The organism is Bradyrhizobium sp. U531 (assembly GCF_051710265.1).
In the GTDB taxonomy this organism is placed as follows: domain Bacteria; phylum Pseudomonadota; class Alphaproteobacteria; order Rhizobiales; family Xanthobacteraceae; genus Bradyrhizobium.
On sequence record NZ_JASVEN010000001.1, the window covers coordinates 2,408,056 to 2,430,446 of the forward strand.

Here is a 22,391-nt window from a genome sequence, read left to right on the forward strand (position 1 = left end):
GGACAAGAACAATGACAGACGCTTCGAAAAACATTGCATTCATCGGGATCGGCAAAATGGGCCTGCCGATGTCGGCGCTGGTTGCCAAGGCCGGCTATGCCGTGACCGCGTTCGATCAGAGCGCAGCGCGGATCAGCGAGGCTCGCGCGCAAGGCATTGCGATTGCCGCCTCACCCGCCGAGGCGGTTAGCGGCAAGGCCGCGATCATCACCTCCCTGCCCGATGACGCCGCCTTGCGCGGCGCGTTGCTCGGCTCCGGCGGCCTGATCGCCGCGATGGCGCCGGGCGCCGTCCTGATCGAGACCAGCACCGTGAGCGTCGAGGCTTCCACCGAAGTTGCCGCCGCCGCGGAGTCCCGCGGGATCGCCTATCTGCGCGCACCGGTCTCCGGCAATGCCAGCATCGTTCACACCGGCGCCCTCACCTGCTTCGTCTCGGGCCCGAAGGGTGCATTCGAGAGCGCAAAGCCGTTGTTCGCCGCCTTCACGCGCGCGCAGACCTATCTCGGGTCGGCCGAGGAAGCGCGCTACGCAAAGCTTTCGGTCAATTTGATGATCGCGGTGTCGGCCGCGATGATGGCGGAGAGTCTCGCGCTGGCGCGCAAGGGCGGCATCGCCTGGCAAGACATTTTGAAAGTCCTAGACGACAGCGCGGTGGCTTCCCCCATGGTGAAATACAAGACCGCGCCACTGCGGACGCGAGATTTCGAGTCCACCTTCTCCTGCAAGCAGATGGCCAAGGACCTCGACCTGATCCTCGGCGCCGGTCATGCCGTCGGCGTGCCGCTGCAGCTCGCCGCCCAGGTGCGCGAGACCTATGGCGCGCTGGTCGCACAGGGCGACGGCGACACGGATTTCATCGCGACCGTCAAGCATCTCGAACGGCTGTCCGGCCTCGACGAGCCCAAACTCTGATCTACGGAGCACCCATGCGCAATTTCAACGAGAACACGATCACCGACGCGGTGCTGGAGCGGATCGCAGGCGCAACCGACCCGCGTATCAAGAAGGTGAGCGAGGCGCTGGTGCGGCACCTTCATGCCTTCGTCCGCGAGGTGCGGCCGACCCAGAAGGAATGGGAATTCGGCATCGAGTTCCTGACCCGCACCGGACACATGTGCAACGACAAGCGCCAGGAATTCATCCTGCTGTCGGATACGCTCGGCGTCTCCATGCTGGTCGATGCGATCAACCACCCGGTGCCGGAAGGCGCGACCGAGACCACGGTGCTCGGGCCCTTCTTCGTCCAGGCCGCGCCCGAGAAGGACAGCGGTGCGGATATCTCAGGCCCGATGGAGGGTGATCCCATGCTGGTCACCGGCTCGGTCTCGACGGTCGACGGCAAGCCTCTGGCAGGTGCCATCGTGGACGTCTGGCATTCCGACGACGACGGCTATTACGACGTGCAGCAGCTCGACCAGATCGGCGATCTCGCGATGCGCGCCCGCTTCCACACCGACGGCAATGGCCGCTTCCATTTCTGGTCAATCAAGCCCGCCGCCTACCCGATCCCGCATGACGGTCCCGTCGGCGACATGCTGGAGGCCCAGGGCCGCCATCCCTGGCGCCCGGCGCATGTGCACTTCATGATCTCAGCGCCCGGCTTCGAGCAGCTCGTGACGCATGTGTTCGTCGCCGGCGATCGATATCTCGACAGCGACGTCGTGTTCGGCGTGAAGGACAGCCTGATCCGCGAATTCGTGCGTCAGCCCGCGGGCCGTGCGCCGGATGGTCGCATGGTGGACAGCGAGTATTTCCACCTCAATTACGACTTCGGCCTGAAGCAGGTCGCGAGCAACGCAAGAGCGGCGTAAGCCGAACGTAGAATCGACGGACTGACAACAGTTCGCGACAAGGACGACAGGGAGAGACGATGGGACCGCGGGTCAACAGTGCCGCCTTGGCCGAATGCCTCACCGGCATGATCGGTCCGCGCGCGAGCGTTGCGCGCGGCGTGCTCGATCAGCATGGGCAGAGCGAGTCGCATTATCGGAGCCTGCCGCCCGACATCGTCGTCTTTCCTGAAACCACGCAGGAGGTCGCCGAGATCGTCAAGCTCTGTGCGGGCGCCGGCATGCCGATCGTGCCGTTCGGCGCCGGCACCTCGCTCGAAGGCAACGCGGCCGCGGTGGCCGGTGGCGTCTGCTTCGACTTCGCACGCATGAACAAGGTGCTGGCCATGCACGACAGCGACATGGACGTCGTCGTGCAGCCCGGCATCACCCGCAAGCAGCTCAACGCGGAGCTGCGCAACACCGGCCTGTTCTTCCCAATCGACCCCGGCGCCGACGCCTCGATCGGCGGCATGACCTCCACGCGCGCCTCGGGCACCATGGCGGTGCGCTACGGCACCATGAAGGACAATGTCATGGCACTGGAGGTGGTGCTGGCCGATGGCCGCATCATCCGCACCGCCAGGCGCGCCCGCAAATCGGCCGCGGGCTACGATCTGACGCGCATGTTCGTCGGCGCGGAAGGCACGCTCGGCGTCATCACCGAGATCACGCTGAAGGTGCACCCGGTCCCGCAGGCGATCTCGGCCGCGGTCTGCAGCTTCGACACATTGCACGATGCGGTCAACACCGCGATCTCCGTGATCCAGTCCGCCATTCCCGTGGCGCGCGTCGAACTACTCGATGACGTCATGATGCGCGGCATCAACGCCTATGCCAAGCTCGGCTACCGCGAGGCACCCACTTTGTTCTTCGAATTCCATGGCTCCGAGGCCTCCGTCGCCGAGCAGGCCGAGGCCGCGCAGGCCATCGCCGCCGACCACGGCGGCCACGGCTTCGCCTGGGCCAAGGCGCCGGAGGATCGCAGCCGGCTATGGCATGCCCGCGACAACACGCTCTATGCCGGCCTCGGCCTGCGGCCGGGTGCGCGCGCCGTCATCACCGACGTCTGCGTGCCGATCTCGCGGCTCGCCGAATGCCTGACCGAAACCCGGCGCGATGCGGACGAGCACGGCTTTACCGCGCCGATCGTCGGCCATGTCGGCGACGGCAATTTCCACATGCTGATCCTGATCGATCCCGCAAAGCCCGAGGAGGCCGAAGGCGCCAAGGCGCTGCAGGCCCGCATGGTCGCCCGCGCCATCGCCATGGACGGCACCTGCACCGGCGAGCACGGCATCGGGCTCGGCAAGATCGACTATCTCGTCGATGAGCTCGGCGACGCCGTCGACGTGATGCGGTCGATCAAGACAGCGCTCGATCCTGGTGGACTGATGAACCCGGGGAAGATCTTTGCGAGCGGAGTCAGATCATGAGCGATGGGCTCCCGGTCGAGGTGATCTCGCCCACGCCGCTTTTGGAGCTGCGCGGCATCAGCAAGGAATTCCCGGGCGTCAAGGCGCTGGACGACGTGTCCTTTGCTGTCTATCCCGGCGAAGTCCACATGCTGCTCGGCGAGAACGGTGCCGGCAAATCGAGCCTGATGAAGGTGCTGTGCGGCGCCTATCGCGCCGACGCCGGCGAGTTCTATTACAACGGCGGGAAGGTCGAGATCTCATCGACGGCCGACGCGCAGAAGCTCGGCATTGCCGTGATCTTCCAGGAATTCTCGCTGGTCCCCTATCTCGACATCGCCCAGAACATCTTCCTCGGCCGTGAGCCCCGGGGGCGCATCCTAGGCACGATCGACCGCCGAAAGATATTGGCTGACGCCAGGCGCGTGCTCGACACGATCGGCTTCGATATCGATCCCTCAACCACCGTCGAGAAGCTCGGCGTCGCGCAGCAGCAGATGGTGGAGATTGCCAAGGCGATCAGCCAGAACGCCCGCATCCTCGTGATGGACGAGCCGACCGCGGCGCTATCCGACCGCGAGACCGAGTTGTTGTTTGCGCTGATCGCCAAGCTCAAGGCCGATGGCGTCTCGATCGTCTACATCTCGCACCGCATGGCCGAGGTGTTCGCGCTCGGCGATCGCATCACGGTGCTGCGCGACGGCCGCCGTATCGACGGCGTCAAGCCGGCCGATGTCTCGCCGGACCAGCTCGTGCGCATGATGGTCGGCCGCAACGTCGACATGACCTATCCCAGGCACTTCGCCGACAAGCCGGGCGAACTGCTGCTCGAGGTGAAGGGCCTGACCGCGTCGACCGGCATCTCCGACATCAACATCGAGGTACGCCGCGGCGAGATCGTCGGCCTGTGCGGCCTGGTCGGGTCCGGCCGCAGCGAGGTCGCCCGCGCCATCTTCGGTGCGGATCCCGTGACGTCGGGCGAGATCATCTTCGACGGCAAGACCATCTCGGGCGAGCCTGACCTTGCCGCCCGCCGCGGCATCGCGCTGATCCCGGAGAGCCGCAAGAGCGAGGGTCTGGCACTGCTGCGCTCGGTGAGCGACAACCTCGTGGTCTCCGCGCTGCGGAAGCTCTTTCCGAGCGGCCTGTTCGACCAACGCTCGGCCCAGCGCACCGCCGATGGCCTGATCCGGCAGTTGCGCATTGCAACGCCAAGCGCGCGGCAGACCGTCGGCCTGCTCTCGGGCGGCAACCAGCAGAAGGTCGTGATCGGCAAATGGCTGGCGGCCGGCTCAAAACTCTTCATCTTCGACGAGCCGACGCGCGGCATCGACATCGGCGCCAAGTCCGAGATCTTCGCACTGATCGACCGCCTCGTCGCCGAAGGCGCGGCAGCGCTGATGATCTCATCCGAGCAGATCGAGATCTGCCATGTCTGCGACCGTGCCTATGTGATGCGCGAAGGGCGCATCGCCGGGCACCTGGCCCGCAACGAATTGACCGAGGAGAACATCGTGCGCTTGGGGATGCATCATGCGTGAAGCCGCGGTCGTCTCAACGCCGAACCCACTGCAGCGCATTCCCGGCGTTGCCATCGTGCTGGTGCTGCTGATCGCGCTGTTCAGCGCGATCGCACCCGGCTTCCTGTCGGTCGCCAATCTCTCCAACGTGCTGGTGCAGTCGACCATCCTCACCATGCTCGCGCTGCCGATGACCTTGATCATCATGACCGAGGGGCTGGACCTGTCGATGGGTGCGGTGCTGACGCTGACCTCGCTCTGCGTCGCCATCGTCTCGCTCGCCACCAAATCCATGCTGCTGGGCCTCGGCGCCGGCCTGCTGGTCGGCACCGCCTTCGGCGTTGCCAACGGCTGGCTCGTCGCCATCCTCGGCATCCCGCCCTTCGTCGCGACGCTCGGCACGCTCGGCATGGCTCAGGGCCTGTCGCTGATCGTCAGCGACGGCCAGAGCGTGGTCGGCATCCCCCACAGCGTGCGCGACATCTATTCGGCGACGCTGCTGGGCATTCCCGTGCCGATCGTCATGGCGCTGGTGACCTATGCCGCCTTCCACGGCCTGCTCTATCACACCCGCTTCGGCACCTACATCTTTGCGCTCGGCGGCAACCGCGAGGCCTTGCGCTATGCCGGCCTCTCGCCGAACAAGCTGCTGATCGCGGTCTATGCCATCGGCGGAGCCATGGCTGGCATCGCGGGCCTCTTGATGACAGCCCGCATGAACTCCGGACATCCCACCGCCGGCCTCGGCCTCGAGTTCGACGCCATCGCCGCCGTCGCGGTCGGCGGCACCTCGTTCGAGCGCGGCAATGGCTGGCTGCTCGGCACCCTGCTCGGGGTTCTCTCCGTCGGCGTGCTGCGCAACGGGCTCAACCTGATCTCGCTGCCGTCCTCGGTGCAGGTCGCAAGCGTCGGCGTCCTCGTCATCGTCGCGTTGTTCCTCGATGGCCTCAGGAGCCGGGCATGACCGACATCACCAAAGAGGCACTGATGCCGCCCCGCTCCTTCCTGTCGCAGGACGCCATCCAGGTGTTCTACCGCCTGCTCGCTGCGCTGCTGATCTGCGCGGTGCTCGCCGTGCTCAGCGAATCCTTCCTGAGCCTCGGCAACATCCTCAACGTGCTGCGCCAGGCGAGCCTGACCTTCTTCATCGCCTCCGGCCTGACCTTGGTGGTGCTGACCGCCGGGCTTGACCTGTCGGTCGGCGCCAATGTCGCGCTGTCGGCCTGCATCGCCGGAACCGTGATCCACAAGACCGGCTCGCCGGCACTCGGCATCCTCACCGGCCTTGCCTGCGGCGGCCTCGTCGGCCTGCTCAACGGCATCATGGTCACCGCGCTGCGCATTCCCTCCTTCATCGCCACCTACGGCATGCTGTGGGTGCTGAACGGCCTCACCTACTGGTACATGGCGGGCGAGACGCTGCACGGCTTCCCGGCCGGCTTCCGCCAGATCGGCAGCGGTTATCTGTTCGGCCTGCCGATCCCGGTCTATCTGCTGCTGGTGTTCCTCGGCATCGGAACGCTGTTCGCGCAGCGCACGGTCTGGGGACAGGAGATCTATGCGATCGGCGCCAACCCGGTTGCCGCCCGGCTCTCCGGCATCCCCGTCGCGCGGCGCCTGCTGCTGGTCTATGCGGTGTCGGGCACCATGGCGGGGCTCGCCTCGATCATCTTCCTGTCGCGGCTCAATTCGGCCGAGGCCGACATCGGCGAGAGCCTGACCTTGCCGGCGATCGCGGCCGTGCTGATCGGCGGCACCTCGCTGTTCGGCGGTGTCGGCACCGTGTTCGGCACCTTCATCGGCGCGCTGATCCTGACGCTGGTGCTGAACGGCATGAACCTGCTCTCGGTCAGCGCCAACTGGCAGCCGCTGGTCACCGGCGTCATCGTCATTCTCGCGGTCTGGCTCGACATGAAGACGCGCCGCCGCGCGCAATGAGTTCTCAGGACTACCAACAAGCAAAATGAGGGATGGAGGCAACATGAAACGTAAACTGGGTTACCTGACGCTGCCGCTGCTGATGGCCGCGGCATTCACGACGCAGGCGCGGGCCGACGGCGAGACCATCGCCGTCTTCACCAAGAACCAGACGAACCCGTTCTTCCAGACGGTGCGGGTCGGCGCCGACAACATGGCCAAGACGCTGAACGCGAAGACGCTGCAATACATCCCGACCAAGCCGGACTCGATCCCCGAACAGCTCAGCCAGATCGAGGACGTCGTGGTGAAGAAGCCGAGCGCGATCGTGTTCACGCCGGTCGACTACAAGGCGATGGTGCCGGGCGTCGAGAAGATCAACGAAGCCAAGATCCCCGTCGTCAACATCACCGACCGCTCCGCGGGCGGCAAGTTCCTGTCCTTCGTCGGTGCCGACGACTACAGCCTTGGACTCGAGACCGCGCGCTTCCTGCTGAAGACGCTGGGCGGCAAGGGCAACATCGTCATCATCGAGGGCGTCAAGGGCTCGCTGACCAATGTCGACCGCGTCCGCGGCTTCAACGACGCGCTGAAGGAAGCCCCCGGCGCCAAGCTCCTGGCCTCCCAGCCCGGCAACTACCAGCGGCTTCAGGCGCTCCAGGTCATGGAGAATCTGATGCAGTCGAATTCGCAGATCGACGGCGTGCTCGCCGCCAACGACGCGATGGCGGTCGGCGCGATCGAGGCGCTCGACGGCGCCAACCGCAAGGCGCAGGTGATCGGCATCAACGGCACCAAGGAGGCGATCGACGCGATCAAGTCCGGCAAGCTGCTCGCCAGCGGCGACTACAACGGATTTGCGCAAGGCTGCCTCGGCACCATGATGGCGATCCGCGCCTTGCGCAGCCAGCCCGTCATCGCCGAGATCGTGCTGAAGCCGACCGTCATCACCAAGGACAATTACCAGCCGTTCGACGTGCCGCTGGAGCAGCGCACCTGCCCGACCTTCGAGGAGGCCAGCAAGCTCGGCGCCAAGTAAGTTCCCCCATCACATCCGGACGGCCGCCCCGGCGGCCGTCCCAAGAACCAACGCCGAAGAAACGGAGACCACCATGCTGTTTGCCATTCACGCCATCGACCGCAGCGGCGCGCTGCCGACGCGGCTCGCCAATTACGATGCCCACAAGGCGTTTCTGAGCGACACCTCGGGCTTCGGCGTCAAGATCGTGATGTCGGGACCGCTGGTCTCCGACGATGGTCAAACCATGATCGGCAGCCTGTTTCTGATCGAGGCGCCCGGCCGTTCCGAAGTCGAGGCCTTCAATCGCGCCGACCCCTTTGCCGCGGCGGGCATCTGGGAAAAGGTCACGATCACCGGCTTCCTGCGCCGGCAGGGTTGAGGCCGGCCGCATCAAAAGTGCGAAAACAACCCCATGCACAGTAGAACGGGGTTTGATTTCATTGACGAATTCCGTCGCCAAATCTCGCAGCTTCAGCTGCTCGCTACCCCTTCGCCGTCTTCGAGATGACAGGCCACCCATTGCTCGCCTCCCACCGCACGTAGCACCGGCTCGTCGACCCGGCAGCGGTCGAAGACGAGCGGGCAGCGGGTATGGAAGCGGCATCCCTTCGGCGGATTGATCGGGCTCGGCACGTCGCCTTTGAGGATGATGGGATTGCGCTGCGCGCCCGGCTCGGGCAGTGGCACCGCGGACAGCAACGCCTTGGTGTAGGGATGCCTTGGCGCGGCAAAGATCTCGCGGCGCGGCGCCACTTCCACGATCTTGCCGAGATACATCACGGCGACGCGGTGGGTCATGTGCTCGACGATGGCGAGGTCATGGCTGATGAACAGCAGCGCAAGGCCGAACTCGCGCTGGAGATCCTGCAGGAGGTTGACGATCTGCGCCTTGACCGAGACGTCAAGCGCGGAGACCGCCTCGTCGCAGACGATCAGCTCGGGCTCGGCGGCGAGCGCCCGCGCGATGCCGATGCGCTGCCGCTGGCCGCCGGAGAATTCATGCGGCCTGCGATTGAGCGCCTCGCGCGGCAGGCGCACGGTGTCCATCAGCGCGGTGACGCGCACCTCGAGATCCTCGGCGGATTTGGCGAGGCCGAAATTGCGGATCGGCTCGGCCAGGATGTCGCGCACGCGCATGCGCGGGTTGAGGCTGGAGAACGGATCCTGGAACACCACCTGCACGCGGCGCCGCATCTGGCGCATCGTGCTGGGATGGGCATCGTCGATGCGCTGGCCGTCGAGGATCACCTGTCCGGAAGTGATGTCGAACAGCCGCAGAATCGCGCGGCCGACCGTCGACTTGCCGCAGCCGGACTCGCCGACCAGCGACAGCGTCTCGCCGCGCGCGATCTCGAACGATACGCCGTCGACCGCATAGACGAATTCGGACTTGCGCTGGAAAAGACCCTTCTTGACGGGAAAATGCTTCTTGAGGTCGTTGACCTGGAGCAGCGGAGGACTCATGCCGCGACCGCCCCCTTGGCGGCATAGTGGCAGGCGGCAATGTGGCGCGGACCCTTCTCCTCCAGCCCCGGCGCGTACTGCCGGCAGAGATCGGTCGCCAGCGCGCAGCGACCGGCGAAGACGCAGCCGGTGATCGGCTTCCTGAGATCAGGCACCTGCCCCGGGATCTCGGCGAGCCGCGTCGCGGTCCCCGCGAGCGAGGAGCCGAGCCGCGGCACCGCACCCAGCAGGCCTTGCGTGTAGGGATGGCGCGGCGAGCGAAACAGCTCGGCCACCGGCGCCTCCTCGACCTTGCGTCCCGCATACATCACCATGACGCGCTCGGCGATTTCGGCGACGACGCCGAGATCGTGGGTGATCAGGATGATGGCGGCGCCGACCCGGCGCTTCAGGTCCAGCATTAGCTTGAGGATCTGCGCCTGGATGGTCACGTCGAGCGCCGTGGTCGGCTCGTCCGCGATCAAAAGCTTTGGATTGCAGGCCAGCGCAATGGCGATCATGACGCGCTGGCGCATGCCGCCGGAGAGCTGATGCGGATACTCGCGCACGCGGCGTTTCGGCTCGGGGATGCCGACCAGCGTCAACATCTCAACCGCGTGCGCCTCTGCCGCGGCCTTGTCCAACCCCTGATGGATCATCAAGGTCTCGCGGATCTGGCGGCCGACGGTGAGCACCGGGTTCAGGCTCGTCATCGGCTCCTGAAAGATCATCGAGATGTCGTTGCCGCGGATGGCGCGCATCTCGCGGTCCGACAACTTCAGGAGATCCCTGCCCGCGAAACGGATGCTGCCCGCGATCCTGCCCGGCGGCTCCGGGATCAGTCGCATCAGGGACATCGAGGTCACCGACTTGCCGCAGCCGGACTCGCCGACGATGGCCAGCGTCTCGCCCTCGTTGACATGAAAGGACACCCCGTCCACCGCACGATTAACGCCGCTGGGGGTACGGAAATGGGTCTGGAGATTTTCGACTTCGAGCAGCGCCATCGCGGTCAGCCCCTCACAGGCTCTTGGCCATGCGCGGGTCGAGCGCATCGCGAAGGCCGTCGCCGAGCAGATTCACGGCGAGCACGGTGACGGACAGGAACGCCGCCGGGAAGAACACGATGTAGGGCTTGACCTGCCACAGCGCGCGCCCCTCGGCCATGATGTTGCCCCAGGACGGAATGGTCGGCGGCGTGCCCGCGCCGATGAAGGACAGGATCGCCTCGGTGATCATGGCGCTGGCGCAGATATAGGTCGCCTGCACCAGCATGGGCGCGACCGTGTTGGGCAGGATGTGGCGCAGGATGATCATCGGCGTGCGCGTGCCGCAGGCGACCGCCGCATCCACATAAGGCTGCTCGCGCAGCGACAGCACGACGCTGCGCACGAGACGCGAGACGCGCGGAATCTCGGCCACGGTGATGGCGAGGATGACGTTGCCGACGCTGCCGCGCGTCAGGGCCATCAGCGCGATCGCCAGCAGGATGGGCGGGATCGACATCAACCCGTCCATGAAGCGCATCAAAATGCCGTCGGCCCAGCGGATGAAGCCGGAGACCATGCCGATGGCAAGTCCGGCAGCGGACGCGAAGATCGCGACCGACAGGCCCACCGTGAGCGACACTCGCGCGCCGAACAGCACGCGCGAATAGATATCGCGGCCGAGCACGTCGCTGCCGAACCAGAAAGCGGCCGACGGTGCACGGGTGCGTTTGGCCGGCGCAAGCGCGGTCGGGTCCACCGTCCAGAGATAGGGCGCGAAGATCGCGATCAGGACCAGTGTCAGCAATAGCGCGCCACCGATCGCGACGGTGGGGTGGCCGCGCAACAGGCCGACGAAGCCGCGCCGGATCTTGACCGGGCGGAGGATCTCCGGCAACTGCGGCGCAAGCACGAGGCCTGCGGGAAGCGATTGCGGATTGACTGTCGTGTCGGTCAATAGCGGATCCTCGGGTCAACGAGCGTATAGATGACGTCGATCATCAGATTGACGAGGACGTAGACGAAGCTGAACAGCAGCACGATGCCCTGGATGACGGGATAGTCGCGGCGCAGGATCGCATCGATCGTGAGCCGGCCGAGGCCGGGGATCGCGAACACGCTTTCGGTGACGACCGCGCCGCCGATCAGGAGCGCGATGCCGATCCCGATCACGGTCACGATCGGAACCGCCGCGTTCTTCAATGCGTGGATGAACAGGATGCCGCCCTGCCCGAGGCCCTTGGCCTTGGCGGTGCGGATATAATCCTGCTGCAGCACTTCGAGCATGGCGGCGCGGGTGATGCGCGCGACCAGCGCAATATAGACGCAGCCGAGCGCGATAGCCGGCAGGATCAGATTCTCCAGCCACGGCCAGAAGCCGGAGCTGAGCGGCGTGTAGCCCTGCACGGGCAGCCATTCGAGCTCCAGCGCGAAGACATAGGCCAGCATGTAGCCGACCACGAACACAGGCAGCGAGAAGCCGAACACCGCGAAGCCCATGATGACGCGGTCGATCAGACTGCCGGCCTTCCAGGCCGCCACCACGCCGAGCGGCACCGCCACCAGGATCGTGAGCAGCAGCGTGACGATCATCAGCGACAGCGTCGGTCCGAGACGCTGCCCGATCATCGCCGAGACCGGCAGATTGGTGAAGATCGACGTGCCGAGATCACCATGCAGGATGCGCCAGACCCAGCTGCCGAACTGGACCAGGAACGGACGGTCCAGCCCGAGGCTCTGGCGGATGCGCTCCACATCCTCCGGACTGGCCTGATCACCCGCGATCACCACGGCCGGATCACCCGGCGCGATGTAAAGCAGGCTGAACACGAACAGCGCAACGATCGCCATCACCGGCAAGGTCGCGACGATGCGACGGAGGATGTAGGAGAGCATCTGGCCTCAGCGCGCCATCATGCCGACTTCGACACGCCCCAGAAGAACGGCAGCGGCCCCTTGGCGATGCCGGAGACGTTCTTGCGCCATGCCGTGTAGGTCAGGAAGAAGCCGGTCGGCGCATAGACGACATCCTCGATCGCCGCCTTGTTGACCCGCCCGATCGCCGCCTTCTCTTCGTCGACGCTTTTGGCGTCGAACCAGCCCGTGATCTCCTTTTCGGTGTTCGGGCTGTTGGGCCAACCGAACCAGGCCTTGTCGCCGTTGGCGCGAATGGCGGTATAGGCGGCAGGCGTGATGCAATCGGCGCCGGCGTGCCAGCTGTGGAACATGTTCCAGCCGCCCTGCCCCGGCGGCGTCTTGGCGGCGCGGCGGGAGCCGACCGTGCCCCAATCGGTCGCGACGAAATCGACATTCATGCCGAGCTTCTTCAGGAGATCCGCGGTGACGTCTCCTTGTGCCTTGGTGATCGGCTGGTCCTGCGCGACCAGGCAGGTCACCGGCTGGCCGGAATAGCCGCTCTCGGCCAGCAGCTTCTTGGCCGCGTCGAGATCGCGCTTGCCCTTGAGGATATCACCGCCCAACTCGTTGTAGACCGGTGTGTCCGGCGTGAAGAAACCTGGCAGCGACTTCCACAACGCGTCGTCGTCGCCGACGATCGCGCGCATGTAATCTTCCTGGCTCAGCGCCATCAGCACCGCCCGCCGCGCCCGCACGTCGTTGAACGGCGCGAACAGATGGTTCATGCGGAACGAGCCGATATTGCCGAGGGGATCGCCGATGTCGACGCTGATGTTCTTGTTCTTCTTCAGCACCGGCACGAGGTCGGCGATCGGATTCTCCCACCAGTCGACCTCACCGTTCTGCAGGGCGGCGGCCGCGGTGGCCGGATCCGGCATCACGATCCATTCGACGCGATCGACCATCATCTGCTTGCCGCCGGCGAGCCAGGATGGCTTCTCCTGCCGCGGCACGTAATCGGCAAATTTCTCGAACACGGCCTTGGCGCCCGGCACCCACTCGCCCTTGGCGAACTTCATCGGGCCCGAGCCGACATATTCGGTGATCTGCTTGAACGGATCGGTCTTGGCGATGCGCTCAGGCATGATGAATGAGCACGGCGCATTGTTCTTGGCCAGCGCGTAGAGCATCTTCGGGAAGGGCTGCTTCAGGACCCATTTGAAGGTGCGGTCGTCGACGGCGGTCAGCTCTTGCTGGATCGCAATGATCATCAGGCCCATGGGATCGCGCGCCGCCCAGCGCGACAGGCTCGCGACGACGTCCTTGGCCAGCACCGGCTCGCCGTCATGAAACTTGAGGCCGGGGCGCAGCTTGAACGTCCAGGTCTTGCCGTCGTCGGTGGTCTCCTCGGACTCCACCATCTGGCGCTGCGGCTGGAGCTGCGCGTCGATGCCGTAAAGCGTGTCCCAGACCAATGCTGCCGCATTGCGCACGACATATTGCGTGCCCCAGATCGGATCGAAATTGGCAAGGTTGGCTTGAGGTACGAAACGCAGGGTACGGGCCGATGCGCCTTGCGCGATGGCCGGGGCCGAGAGGCCGGTCAACGCCAGACCGCCCGCACCGGCCAGTCCCTTCAGTACGGTCCTGCGATCCATGAAATCCTCCCAGTATTGCCGTGATGCCGGCCATCGTTGGCCAAGAGCAGTGAAACCAGAGCTCATTGGCAAGCAAATGGTATGCCACTAAATGCGCCTTCACCAGCGCGATCTCACTGTCATCTTCGTGAGCCAGACTCCGAGGACCGCCGACAGCTTCAACTGAACGAAACGGCTGTTGCCCCCGACAATTTCTGATGGCAGCATTGTGCGATGCATTAATCCGGTTGTCGTGGACGAGAGCGGCAAGATCAGCGGCAAGATCGAATGAAACGGCGCCAGTTCATATCGCTTATCGGTGGCGCGGCGTTGTCACCGCTGGCCGGAATGCCCGCAACCGCAGAGCCCGGCTCCTGCAGCGCCCCTGCCTCGCAAGCCGATGGTCTGCCGATTGCGCCCGGCACCGCGGACGGGCTGGTCGATAACTCGGCGTTGTGCAGGATGACCGACCGGCTCGCGGCGTCTGCCAATGTGCACGCCGTCCTGGTCTCGCGCGGCGGCAAGCTGGTGTTCGAACGCTATTTGAAGGGCTACGACGAGGCCAACGATCGTCCGATTGCAAACGCCGTCTTCGATGCCGATACGCTGCATGACATGAAATCGGTGTCCAAGAGCGTGGCATCTCTCGTGCTCGGGATCGCGATCGATCGGGGTCTGATATCGGGCGTCGACGAACCGATCTTCAACTTCTTCCCTGAATTGTCGGACCTGCGCTCGTCCGAGAAGGACCGCATCCTTCTGTCGCACGCGCTCACCATGTCGGTCGGCATGAAATGGGTGGAGGCAACGCCGAGCACCGGCAACGACAATAACGACGAGGCCCGCATGCACATGGCCGCCGATCCCTGCCGCTATGTGCTTGGTCTTCCCATGATCGCGCCGGCCGGACAGGACTTCTTCTACAACACCGGCGTGCTCACGCTGGTCTCGGCCATCGTCCGAAAGGCCGTCGGAAAGCCGCTCGACGAATTCGCCCGCGAGGTGCTGTTCGAGCCGCTCGGCATTACCCGCTTCGAGTGGTCGCGCGTGAAGGGTGACACCAATGCCGGCGGAGGACTGCGGATGCGTCCGCGCGACATGGTCAAGATCGGACAGCTCGTCCTCGCGGGCGGCCGCTGGAACGATCGTCAGATCGTGTCGAAGGCATGGATCGACGCCTCGACAAGACCGCGGCTGGAGGCCACGGGTCCCTACTTCTACGGCTATCTGTGGTGGCTCGGCCGCTCCCTCCACGGCGGACGCGAGATCCATTGGGACGCCGCGCTCGGTCGCGGCGGGCAATCCATCCGCATCGTTCCCGAGCTTGATCTCGTGGTGACCGTGACCGCCGGCTATTATCAGGACTACAGCCCGCGCGCCTTTCAGCTGCAGTCCGGCATTTTCAAGGAGGTCTTGCGAGCCGTTCCCGTTGCGGGCTGACTTGCGTATTGGACGCGATCAACGCGATAGCATCAGGCGCCGCCAGCCAATGACGATTCCCGTGACGGAAAAGACAAATCCAAACCCGCACAGCGCGATAATTAGGACCTCGCGCAGAACCGGATGCGCGAGAAGGACCGGAAAATCCAGCGTGTGCAGCGCGCCATACGCCCAGCGATAGGCGCGACGCGAAGCATCCAGCCTTTGCAGCAAATTGCCATCGGCGCCGTCGATATCGAACCAGAGATCGCCGCAGCGAGACCGGTAGACCGGCGCACCCACGACGGCGGAGCGCGCGGGATAGTCATCATTGCTGGCGAGAATGCTGGGAACGCCGCAATCCGCGGCAAGGCGGGTCGTCAAGGTCTGAACGTCATGCGCGCTCAGAAATCCGGCCTGCCCCGTATCGGACGCATCGTTCGTCCTGACCAGCGCCTGCGAATCCAGCGCAAGCTGGTCGCGGCGGTAGAGCTTGCCGTCGAAGGCGAACCATTCGGCCTCCCGCGCCGATGACGGTAGCGGCGTCCGGTCGAGCGCTGCTGCGGTCGCCCAGGCGGGCATGGCATGCACCGCAGCCGCTTCGAGAGCGGTCAGTTGCCCCCGCGAGAACAACCGGCCATGATCCATCGACAGCCAGCCGCTGAAGATCCAGCTGAGGACGAACACCATCGTTGCAAGGCCGAGGACGTGATGCCATGCGTGCCAGCCGCGATAAGGCGTTGCGAGACGGGCATTGTTCGTCTTGATCCGCACGATGCCGAGCGCCGCGCCGAGCACGGCTGCGATCAAGGCCAGCAACGATAGCGTCCAGACGGCGCCATCCCAAAGCGCCCAATTGCTTCTCAGCACCGTCGGATAGATCCAGTGCAGCACGCTGCCTAGGAGATTCCAGCCGCGCTCGCTTCGCGTCGTATCCAGGACGACTTCGCCTGTTCGCGAGGAGACATAAATCTCCGTCCCCTCGGGATCGCCGAGAGCGATGCGAAACAGCGGCCGATGGCGATCGAAGCCATTCGGCACGGTCCACTGATCGTATTCCACCTGCGCTGACATCGTTGCGCGCGCGGCATCGAGCCCGCGGCGGCGAGCGTGATCCTGCGCGATGGCAAGCGCCACATCGGAGGAAGCTACCGATGCGTCGCCTCCGTCGGCGGCGCGTACCGCGCGCAGGCGAGATGATCCCGCAATGACATAGGCGAGCCCGTCGCTGCGCCGGATCAACCGAACGCGCGTCGCATCTGCGATCCCGCTCGCGGCGACCGCATCGGCGACCGCGATCCGCGCCTCTATCCGGTCCAGCGGGGCCAGCCCGGCAAAGCGTTCCGCTTCCGTCAGCGACGGGAACGGAACGAAGTGCATCACGATGCCGGTCGCGAACCACATCGCGAACAGCAGGCAGAACGCGATCCCGAGCCAGCGATGCAGCAGGACGATCGCGCTCATCATGCGGTCAGCGCCCTACCATTTGAACGCGGCCGAGAGCTCATAGGTACGCGGTGCACCGAGCAGGATCTGATCGGGATAGAACGGATCGCCCCAGATCGCGTAGCGCTTGTCCGTGATATTGCGGACGCGGAAGGTCAGGCGCGCCTGGTCGACCGCGGCAAACACCGTCTTGGGGATGTCGACGAAGGCATAGACGTCGGCGACGGTATACGCCTTCATCGTCACCGTGTTGGCATCGGTGTTGTAGCGGTCGCCGACATGGCGGCCGGTGATGCCAAGCTCGACCGGCCAGGGCGTGAAGAACCGATACGACGCGCCGGCATTGGCGACGACGCGCGGCACGTTCGGCGGCGTGTTGCCGGAGAACGAGCCGCCGACGAAGTTGAAGTCGGCATAGCGCGCGTCGACATAGGCGATGTTGCCCCAGAGCCGCAGCGGATCGATCGGGCGTATGGAGGCCGCAAGCTCCACGCCCCTGGACTCCTGCCGCCCGGCGATGTTGAGCGTCTGGCCGCCGGCCGCGGCATAGACGTTCTTGCGCAGGATGTCATAGGCCGAGAACGACCATTCCGCCCGGTTGTCCCAGAACAGATGCTTCACACCGGTCTCGTAGGTGCGCGCGGTGGTCAGATCGAGCTGATCGGTCGGGCGCAACAAGAAGATGTTGTTTGCAGCCACGTCTGCCCCGGTTGCGTACTGGCTGTAGAAGGTCAGACCGGGTACGGCTTCCCACGTGTAGCCGATACGACCCGTCACGGGCGCCCAGTCTTTCGAATACGGGAATCCTGCCTTCACCAGTCCGTTGACGTCGGTCGAGTTGCGGTCGAGCCCGATATGCTCGACACGCAGGCCGCCGACCAGCGCAAAGTTCCGCGTCAGCTTCAGCCGGTCCTCGAACGACAGCGCCTCGTTGTCGATACGCGCGGTCTGTTGCTGCGTCGTCAACAGGCCGTAGAAGCCGAGGTTGGGATCGACGAGCGACACGGAATCACCGGGGAAGTTCGCAGCGCCCGGTCTGACGAAGTCGAGATAGCTCGACGACAGCGTCGTCACCATCCGGTTGTCGAACCCGGCGATGTTCGCATCCCAGATCAGGTCGGTAACATTGCCGACCAGCCGCTGGCTGTGCGCGACATAGAAGCGCTCGCGGTCCACCCGGTTGGTGGTCGCGTTGAACGCCTCGATTTCGTTGTTGAACCAACTGCGCTCGGCGCCATAGCCGTAGGCCTGGCTCTTCAGCGTCAGATCGGGCGCCAGCTTCAGCTCGAAACCGCCGCGCAGCCAGACTTCCTGTCCAACGTTACGGTTATCGAGGACGTTATAGTTGGTTTTGAAGGTGCGGTCGTCGATGGTGACGGCGCCGAGATTGGTTCCGTTGTAATTCGAGACGTAATTGCCTGAAACAATTCCGTTCGTCGCATGCGAGCCGCTGAAGGCGACCGGCACCAGCGGCGCACCCCAATAGGCCTTGCCGCGATCTTCGCGATACTCGATCGCGCCCCAGACCTTGAGACTGTCGGAGACGCGGTAGTTGAGCTGACCCGACACATCCAGCATCTTGGTGTTGGTGTCGTCGACAAAGCCGTTGAGCGAGGAGCGGCTGATGTCGAAGCGGTAATCGAGGCCCTGCACATTGGTGCTGCCCCCCGAGCCGTAATGCGCGCGAAACGAGTTGAGCGAGTCCCAGGAGAAATCGGCCTCGTTCCGGATCGGCCCCGTGTGCGGCTGCTTGGTGACGAAGTTGATCGCACCGCCGGCGGCGCCCTCGCCCGACATCAGCGAGGCCGGACCTTTCAGGAATTCCACGGCCTCCAGATTGGCGGTGTCCATGATCCGCGAGGTCATGTTCTGCGGGCCGATCTTGATGCCGTTATAGAGCGTGTTGATCTGGCTGTTGGTGAAGCCGCGCATCGAGAAGCCCGCGGGCTCGCCGGGAGCGTCGCCTGAGGTGACGCCGACCGCGCCCTGCGCCACTTCGGACACGGTGCGATAGCCCTGCTCGCGCATGGTCTCCGCCGAGATGACCTCGACGGTCGCGGGCGTCTGCCGCACCGTCAGGCCGAGTCGCGAGGCGCTTTCGGCCACCGCATTGCTGTTAAGCGGCGTCGCCGCCTGCGTCTGTGCGCCATCGCCCGGCATCGCGGGCTTTGGCGCTGCAATAGAAGCGGATCTGCGCGATGATGCGCGGCGGGCGCTTTGCCCTTCCCGGCCGGCAGGCTTGCTGGCCCGCTCGCGGGATTGGGCGGGCGACACCTCGATCGGCGGCAGCGGCTCGCGGGATTGCTGGGCCTGCGCGGCCGGCATATCGGCCGCGGCAAGCGCAAGGGCGGCGGAGGCAAGCACGAAACGGCGCGGTCGTACGATACGGATGGAAGACACGGCAAAAAACCTCGGTATGACGTCAGTGGCACGTCACAGCGAACGAGGTCTCACCTTGGGCCTTACGGCCGTCCGATGAAGCCGAATGTCTGTACTCCCCGACCGACATCTTCGCGTGTGACCACGGCTGACGGCAGGTCTCCTGGCTCGCGGGTCAGTACCTTGCATCGCCTTCCCGGGACCGAGATGCCCAGTGGCCAGTGATGCAAGATTCGCCGCTTACAGTTGCGGGGGCAGCCACGGCATTGGGGACAATGTCCCCGCACCGCATTCCCTTTTCATCCCCTCTCGGGGAAACCGTCGCAAGCATCTAGGATTACCATCACGACGGAGTCAATGTATCCCATGCGGCGTTATTGCCACAGCGACCAACTTCCTTGGAGTGTTTGAGCATGGAAGGCGAGACCTTCCTCTGGCTGATACGGCACGCGCCCGTCGCGGGCGTCGCAGGCACCATCCACGCCGCCGATGCGCCGGCCGATCTCGGCGATCGCGTGCGGCTGGATGCGCTGCGGCGCCGTCTGCCGCAGGATGCCGCCGGCTATGCCAGCCCTTCGCGCCGCACGGTCGAGACGGCGCGCGCGCTCGGGCTCGAACCGGAGTTGATCCATGAATTCCGCGAGCAGGATTTCGGCGACTGGACCGGCCATCGGCATGACGAGCTCGCGGCCAGCGGCGGCGAGGCCTACGCGGAGTTCTGGAATGATCCGGCTGGCGGACGGCCGCCGGGCGGCGAGAGTTTTGCGGACCAGGTCGCGCGCGTCCGGCTGGGCCTGACGCGGATCGGCGGCAGACCGGCCACGCTCGTCGTGCATTCAGGCACCATCCGCGCCGCGCTTTGCATCGCGCTGGATCTGACGCCGCAGGCCGCGTTGCGCTTCGTGATCGATCCCTTGTCCCTGACCCGGATCGACCGGCTCGCGACGGGCTGGCGCGTCGTGTCGGTCAATCAGCGGATCAGCTAGGCCTGTCGGGCACGTTGGCCTGCGCGAAGGTGGCCATGCCGTTGTGAAGCGCGCAGGCGAGACGCACCAGCGGCAGCGCGATGGCGGCGCCCGATCCCTCGCCGAGCCTGAGATCGAGGCTGATCAGCGGCTGCACGTTCAGAGCACGCAACACGAGCCGATGTCCCTGCTCGGCCGACTGGTGCGAGGGCAGCAGGAAGGGCTGGCACGACGGGTTCAGCCGCGCCGCCGCGAGCGCGGCGACCGACACGATGAAGCCGTCGATCAACACGGGAATGCGGCGCTGCGCGGCCGCGATGATCGCGCCTGAGATCGCCGCGATCTCGAGGCCGCCGACGGCGCACAGGATCTTTTCCGGCGACGCGCTACCGACGCCATGCCGCGCGATTGCCGCATCGATCACGCGGGCCTTGTGCGCACGGCCGGCCGCATCGACGCCGGTGCCGCTGCCGGCTATCTCCTCGGCGCTGGTGCCGAGCAGGCTCGCCGCGATCGCCGCCGACGTGGTGGTGTTGCCGATCCCCATCTCGCCGAAGATCAGCAGATCCGGCTTGGCTGCCTCCGCGCGAACGACCGCGCGCTGGCCTGCCTCGAAGGCGAACGCCAGCTCCGCAGGCGTAAGCGCCGCCTCGACGCTGAAATCGCGCGTGCCGTGGCGCGGCTTGTCGGTGATGATATCAGCCATCGCCTCATTCGCCAGCGTGCCGGCATCGACGACGTCGAGGCTCGAGCCGAGCTCGCGCGCCAGCACCGAGATCGCGGCACCGCCGGCTGCAAAATTCGCCATCATCGCGATGGTCACGGCTTGCGGATAGGCCGAGACGCCCTGCGCGACGATGCCGTGGTCGCCGGCGAAGACGATGATCGGCACGCGCGCGGCCCGCGGTTTGTCGGTTGCCTGCAGGCCCGCGAGCTCGATCGCGAGCTGCTCGAGCCGGCCGAGCGCGCCGGTCGGTTTCGTCAGTTGCGCCTGCCGCGCGATCGCGGCGTCGCGATGGACCGCGGAGATCTCGGGGCACTGTTGATAAATCCATTCGGGGAGCATGCTGCCTCGCCTAACGCGCGCGCTTGAGAATGTAGCTGTCCATGATCCAGCCATGCCGCTCGCGCGCCTGCTGACGCACTGCGACGATGCGCGGGCAGAGTTCGGCCAGCGCACCGGACATGAGGATCTGATCGGGCATGCCGAGATAGGCGCCCCAATAAATGTAGAGCCCGGCCGGATCGAGCGACTGGAACGCGGTGCCGCCGTCGAGCATCACGACGACGGTGTCGACGCCTGCCGGCCAGCCGCCCTCGCGCAAGCGCCGCCCCGTCGTGACCAGAAAGGGCTCGCCGATGTCGTTGAGCGGTAGCGCATGCACCGCGCACAGGGCCTGGATCGAGGTGATGCCGGGCACGACCTCGATTTTCGGCAAGGGATCGAGCCGGCGTGCAATGCGCAGCGAGGAATCATACAGCGAGGGATCGCCCCAGATCAGCAGCGCGACCTTGCCCTCGCCGTCGCGATGATCGGCGATCGCCTGTCGCCAGGTCGCCGCGATCGCATCGTGCCAATCGTCCACACCCTTGCGGTAGTCCGCTTCCTCTGCGTCCCGCACGGGAAGATCGAACTCGACGATGCGCGTCGTTTGGTTGGTCAGGACATCCGCACAGATCGTCCGCCTGAGATCGGCGAGATCGGACTTCGCCGTTCCCTTGCGCGGGATCAGGACGAGATCGGCGGCGTTGATGGCTTCAACGGCGGCGCGCGTCAGCTGGCCGGGATCGCCGCAACCGATGCCGATCAGGGAGAGCGTGAGCATCGCGAGCGCGAAGGGCGGCGGACCGCCCTTCGCTGATCTCTCAGGCCGCGTTGTGCAGGCGCGGGGTGACGAAGCCGGGCGCGGTGACGCCGCGCAGCGACTTCGCCAGCGCCAGCACGGCGAGATCAGCCAGCGGCTCGATCACGATGACCAGCGCGTAGGACGCCGCGAACGTAGCGATGCTCGCAAGGTTGCTCATCGCAAAGCCCGAGCCATAGAGAGCCCAGAACGCCACCCAGCCGATCACGCCGGCCTGATAGGTCGTCGAGAGCGCCAGCGCCTGGCGATACCTGAGATCGACATAGGCGGTGTTGCGCGGGATGATCCGTGAAGCGATCGCCTGGATCGCGAACAGCGGCACCAGCAGCGTCGTGACGTTCATGCCGTATTGCGGGATGTCCTGAGGCTCGAAGAACACGCCCTGCAGCAGCAGGCCGAATGCGAGGCCGAAGGCGGCGGGCGCGGCACCGAACAGCAGGAACAGCGTCGAGCCGAGGATGAAGTGCACTTCGGAGACACCGACCGGGAAGTGCGGCAGGATCTCGAAGAAGACGAAGACGAGAACGGTGGTCGCGAGCGTCCGGCCTGCGAACGAGCCGATGCCCTGCTCGCGCACGGTCTCGGCCGCGAGCTTCAAGGCAACGCCGCCTGCGGCGATGCCGGTTGCGTAACTCAACACGAGCTTGGCGCCCGTCACGATCCCGGGTTCGATATGCATGGCTCAGATCC

At 65.5% G+C, this 22,391-nt stretch carries 20 protein-coding genes and 1 riboswitch; of the genes, 10 read left to right on the forward strand and 10 right to left on the reverse strand.

Annotation, left to right across the window (positions count from 1 at the left end):
* Positions 1-11 precede the first annotated feature (11 nt).
* The 8 genes from QRQ56_RS11825 (at position 12) to QRQ56_RS11860 (ending at position 8,083) form a co-directional block, all read left to right on the forward strand.
* Positions 12-914, forward strand: a complete 903-nt coding sequence (locus QRQ56_RS11825) for an NAD(P)-dependent oxidoreductase (RefSeq protein ID WP_438739960.1) — start codon at positions 12-14, stop codon at positions 912-914.
* A 14-nt stretch (positions 915-928) separates the two neighbouring features.
* Positions 929-1,813 (forward strand): intradiol ring-cleavage dioxygenase, encoded by an 885-nt coding sequence (locus QRQ56_RS11830; protein WP_438739962.1) that lies wholly within the window; start codon positions 929-931, stop codon positions 1,811-1,813.
* Between the two features lie 59 nt (positions 1,814-1,872).
* The gene (locus tag QRQ56_RS11835; protein WP_438739964.1) at positions 1,873-3,267 is read left to right on the forward strand and encodes an FAD-linked oxidase C-terminal domain-containing protein; all 1,395 of its coding nucleotides are present in this window, start codon (positions 1,873-1,875) and stop codon (positions 3,265-3,267) included.
* Positions 3,264-4,787, forward strand: a complete 1,524-nt coding sequence (locus tag QRQ56_RS11840; RefSeq protein WP_438739965.1) for a sugar ABC transporter ATP-binding protein — start codon at positions 3,264-3,266, stop codon at positions 4,785-4,787. Before QRQ56_RS11835 ends, QRQ56_RS11840 begins: the two co-directional genes overlap by 4 nt.
* A complete protein-coding gene (locus QRQ56_RS11845) occupies positions 4,780-5,730 on the forward strand; it encodes an ABC transporter permease (protein ID WP_438739967.1) in 951 nt (316 codons plus the stop codon). Before QRQ56_RS11840 ends, QRQ56_RS11845 begins: the two co-directional genes overlap by 8 nt.
* Entirely contained in the window at positions 5,727-6,704 is a 978-nt protein-coding gene (locus QRQ56_RS11850) for an ABC transporter permease (protein ID WP_438739968.1), read from the forward strand. Before QRQ56_RS11845 ends, QRQ56_RS11850 begins: the two co-directional genes overlap by 4 nt.
* A gap of 43 nt (positions 6,705-6,747) precedes the next feature.
* Positions 6,748-7,722, forward strand: coding sequence for a sugar ABC transporter substrate-binding protein (locus QRQ56_RS11855; RefSeq protein ID WP_438739969.1), 975 nt, complete (start codon positions 6,748-6,750; stop codon positions 7,720-7,722).
* Positions 7,723-7,795: 73 nt separating this feature from the next.
* A complete protein-coding gene (locus QRQ56_RS11860) occupies positions 7,796-8,083 on the forward strand; it encodes a YciI family protein (protein ID WP_438739970.1) in 288 nt (95 codons plus the stop codon).
* Between the two features lie 92 nt (positions 8,084-8,175).
* Here QRQ56_RS11860 and QRQ56_RS11865 read toward each other — a convergent pair whose 3' ends face one another.
* The 5 genes from QRQ56_RS11865 to QRQ56_RS11885 are packed head-to-tail and all read right to left on the reverse strand — an operon-like array spanning position 8,176 to position 13,648.
* Positions 8,176-9,168: an ABC transporter ATP-binding protein gene (locus tag QRQ56_RS11865; protein ID WP_438739971.1), complete on the reverse strand. Its 993-nt coding sequence runs from the start codon at positions 9,166-9,168 to the stop codon at positions 8,176-8,178.
* Positions 9,165-10,154, reverse strand: a complete 990-nt coding sequence (locus QRQ56_RS11870; RefSeq protein ID WP_438739972.1) for an ABC transporter ATP-binding protein — start codon at positions 10,152-10,154, stop codon at positions 9,165-9,167. The genes QRQ56_RS11865 and QRQ56_RS11870 overlap by 4 nt, the downstream gene beginning before the upstream one ends.
* A gap of 13 nt (positions 10,155-10,167) precedes the next feature.
* Positions 10,168-11,091 carry an ABC transporter permease gene (locus QRQ56_RS11875; protein ID WP_438739973.1) on the reverse strand — a complete coding sequence of 308 codons (924 nt, stop codon included), beginning with the start codon at positions 11,089-11,091 and terminating at the stop codon, positions 10,168-10,170.
* Positions 11,088-12,029 carry an ABC transporter permease gene (locus QRQ56_RS11880; protein WP_438739974.1) on the reverse strand — a complete coding sequence of 314 codons (942 nt, stop codon included), beginning with the start codon at positions 12,027-12,029 and terminating at the stop codon, positions 11,088-11,090. Before QRQ56_RS11880 ends, QRQ56_RS11875 begins: the two co-directional genes overlap by 4 nt.
* A gap of 17 nt (positions 12,030-12,046) precedes the next feature.
* Entirely contained in the window at positions 12,047-13,648 is a 1,602-nt protein-coding gene (locus QRQ56_RS11885) for an ABC transporter substrate-binding protein (RefSeq protein WP_438739976.1), read from the reverse strand.
* 327 nt (positions 13,649-13,975) lie between these two features.
* Between QRQ56_RS11885 and QRQ56_RS11890 the strand changes: the two genes are divergently transcribed.
* Positions 13,976-15,067 carry a serine hydrolase domain-containing protein gene (locus tag QRQ56_RS11890; RefSeq protein WP_438739977.1) on the forward strand — a complete coding sequence of 364 codons (1,092 nt, stop codon included), beginning with the start codon at positions 13,976-13,978 and terminating at the stop codon, positions 15,065-15,067.
* Positions 15,068-15,085: 18 nt separating this feature from the next.
* Here the strand turns inward: QRQ56_RS11890 and QRQ56_RS11895 are convergent, their stop codons facing one another.
* Both QRQ56_RS11895 and QRQ56_RS11900 read right to left on the reverse strand, forming a co-directional pair.
* Positions 15,086-16,513, reverse strand: a complete 1,428-nt coding sequence (locus QRQ56_RS11895) for a PepSY domain-containing protein (RefSeq protein ID WP_438739978.1) — start codon at positions 16,511-16,513, stop codon at positions 15,086-15,088.
* 12 nt (positions 16,514-16,525) lie between these two features.
* A complete protein-coding gene (locus tag QRQ56_RS11900; RefSeq protein WP_438739979.1) occupies positions 16,526-18,892 on the reverse strand; it encodes a TonB-dependent receptor in 2,367 nt (788 codons plus the stop codon).
* A gap of 115 nt (positions 18,893-19,007) precedes the next feature.
* A riboswitch (cobalamin riboswitch) is annotated at positions 19,008-19,209 on the reverse strand.
* A 75-nt stretch (positions 19,210-19,284) separates the two neighbouring features.
* Here QRQ56_RS11900 and QRQ56_RS11905 point away from each other — a divergent pair.
* On the forward strand, positions 19,285-19,857 hold the full coding sequence (locus QRQ56_RS11905) for a histidine phosphatase family protein (protein WP_438739981.1): 573 nt from the start codon (positions 19,285-19,287) through the stop codon (positions 19,855-19,857).
* Here the strand turns inward: QRQ56_RS11905 and cobT are convergent.
* Genes cobT through QRQ56_RS11920 form a run of 3 tightly spaced genes read right to left on the reverse strand, consistent with a single transcriptional unit; the run spans position 19,850 to position 22,380 of the window.
* On the reverse strand, positions 19,850-20,902 hold the full coding sequence (cobT, locus tag QRQ56_RS11910) for a nicotinate-nucleotide--dimethylbenzimidazole phosphoribosyltransferase (RefSeq protein ID WP_438739983.1): 1,053 nt from the start codon (positions 20,900-20,902) through the stop codon (positions 19,850-19,852). The two genes, QRQ56_RS11905 and cobT, sit on opposite strands and share 8 nt — an antisense overlap.
* A gap of 10 nt (positions 20,903-20,912) precedes the next feature.
* Positions 20,913-21,662 (reverse strand): precorrin-6A synthase (deacetylating), encoded by a 750-nt coding sequence (gene cobF, locus QRQ56_RS11915; protein WP_438739985.1) that lies wholly within the window; start codon positions 21,660-21,662, stop codon positions 20,913-20,915.
* Between the two features lie 40 nt (positions 21,663-21,702).
* Positions 21,703-22,380 carry an energy-coupling factor ABC transporter permease gene (locus tag QRQ56_RS11920; RefSeq protein ID WP_438739986.1) on the reverse strand — a complete coding sequence of 226 codons (678 nt, stop codon included), beginning with the start codon at positions 22,378-22,380 and terminating at the stop codon, positions 21,703-21,705.
* Positions 22,381-22,391 lie beyond the last annotated feature (11 nt).

Bases quoted from the DNA above. Each gene is read 5' to 3' on its own strand.
- QRQ56_RS11825 (WP_438739960.1), top strand. From the start codon at position 12: ATGACAGACGCTTCGAAAAACATTGCATTCATCGGGATCGGCAAAATG.
- QRQ56_RS11830 (WP_438739962.1), top strand. From the start codon at position 929: ATGCGCAATTTCAACGAGAACACGATCACCGACGCGGTGCTGGAGCGG.
- QRQ56_RS11835 (WP_438739964.1), top strand. From the start codon at position 1,873: ATGGGACCGCGGGTCAACAGTGCCGCCTTGGCCGAATGCCTCACCGGC.
- QRQ56_RS11840 (WP_438739965.1), top strand. From the start codon at position 3,264: ATGAGCGATGGGCTCCCGGTCGAGGTGATCTCGCCCACGCCGCTTTTG.
- QRQ56_RS11845 (WP_438739967.1), top strand. From the start codon at position 4,780: ATGCGTGAAGCCGCGGTCGTCTCAACGCCGAACCCACTGCAGCGCATT.
- QRQ56_RS11850 (WP_438739968.1), top strand. From the start codon at position 5,727: ATGACCGACATCACCAAAGAGGCACTGATGCCGCCCCGCTCCTTCCTG.
- QRQ56_RS11855 (WP_438739969.1), top strand. From the start codon at position 6,748: ATGAAACGTAAACTGGGTTACCTGACGCTGCCGCTGCTGATGGCCGCG.
- QRQ56_RS11860 (WP_438739970.1), top strand. From the start codon at position 7,796: ATGCTGTTTGCCATTCACGCCATCGACCGCAGCGGCGCGCTGCCGACG.
- QRQ56_RS11865 (WP_438739971.1), bottom strand. From the start codon at position 9,168: ATGAGTCCTCCGCTGCTCCAGGTCAACGACCTCAAGAAGCATTTTCCC.
- QRQ56_RS11870 (WP_438739972.1), bottom strand. From the start codon at position 10,154: ATGGCGCTGCTCGAAGTCGAAAATCTCCAGACCCATTTCCGTACCCCC.
- QRQ56_RS11880 (WP_438739974.1), bottom strand. From the start codon at position 12,029: ATGCTCTCCTACATCCTCCGTCGCATCGTCGCGACCTTGCCGGTGATG.
- QRQ56_RS11885 (WP_438739976.1), bottom strand. From the start codon at position 13,648: ATGGATCGCAGGACCGTACTGAAGGGACTGGCCGGTGCGGGCGGTCTG.
- QRQ56_RS11890 (WP_438739977.1), top strand. From the start codon at position 13,976: ATGCCCGCAACCGCAGAGCCCGGCTCCTGCAGCGCCCCTGCCTCGCAA.
- QRQ56_RS11895 (WP_438739978.1), bottom strand. From the start codon at position 16,513: ATGATGAGCGCGATCGTCCTGCTGCATCGCTGGCTCGGGATCGCGTTC.
- QRQ56_RS11905 (WP_438739981.1), top strand. From the start codon at position 19,285: ATGGAAGGCGAGACCTTCCTCTGGCTGATACGGCACGCGCCCGTCGCG.
- cobT (WP_438739983.1), bottom strand. From the start codon at position 20,902: ATGCTCCCCGAATGGATTTATCAACAGTGCCCCGAGATCTCCGCGGTC.
- cobF (WP_438739985.1), bottom strand. From the start codon at position 21,662: ATGCTCACGCTCTCCCTGATCGGCATCGGTTGCGGCGATCCCGGCCAG.
- QRQ56_RS11920 (WP_438739986.1), bottom strand. From the start codon at position 22,380: ATGCATATCGAACCCGGGATCGTGACGGGCGCCAAGCTCGTGTTGAGT.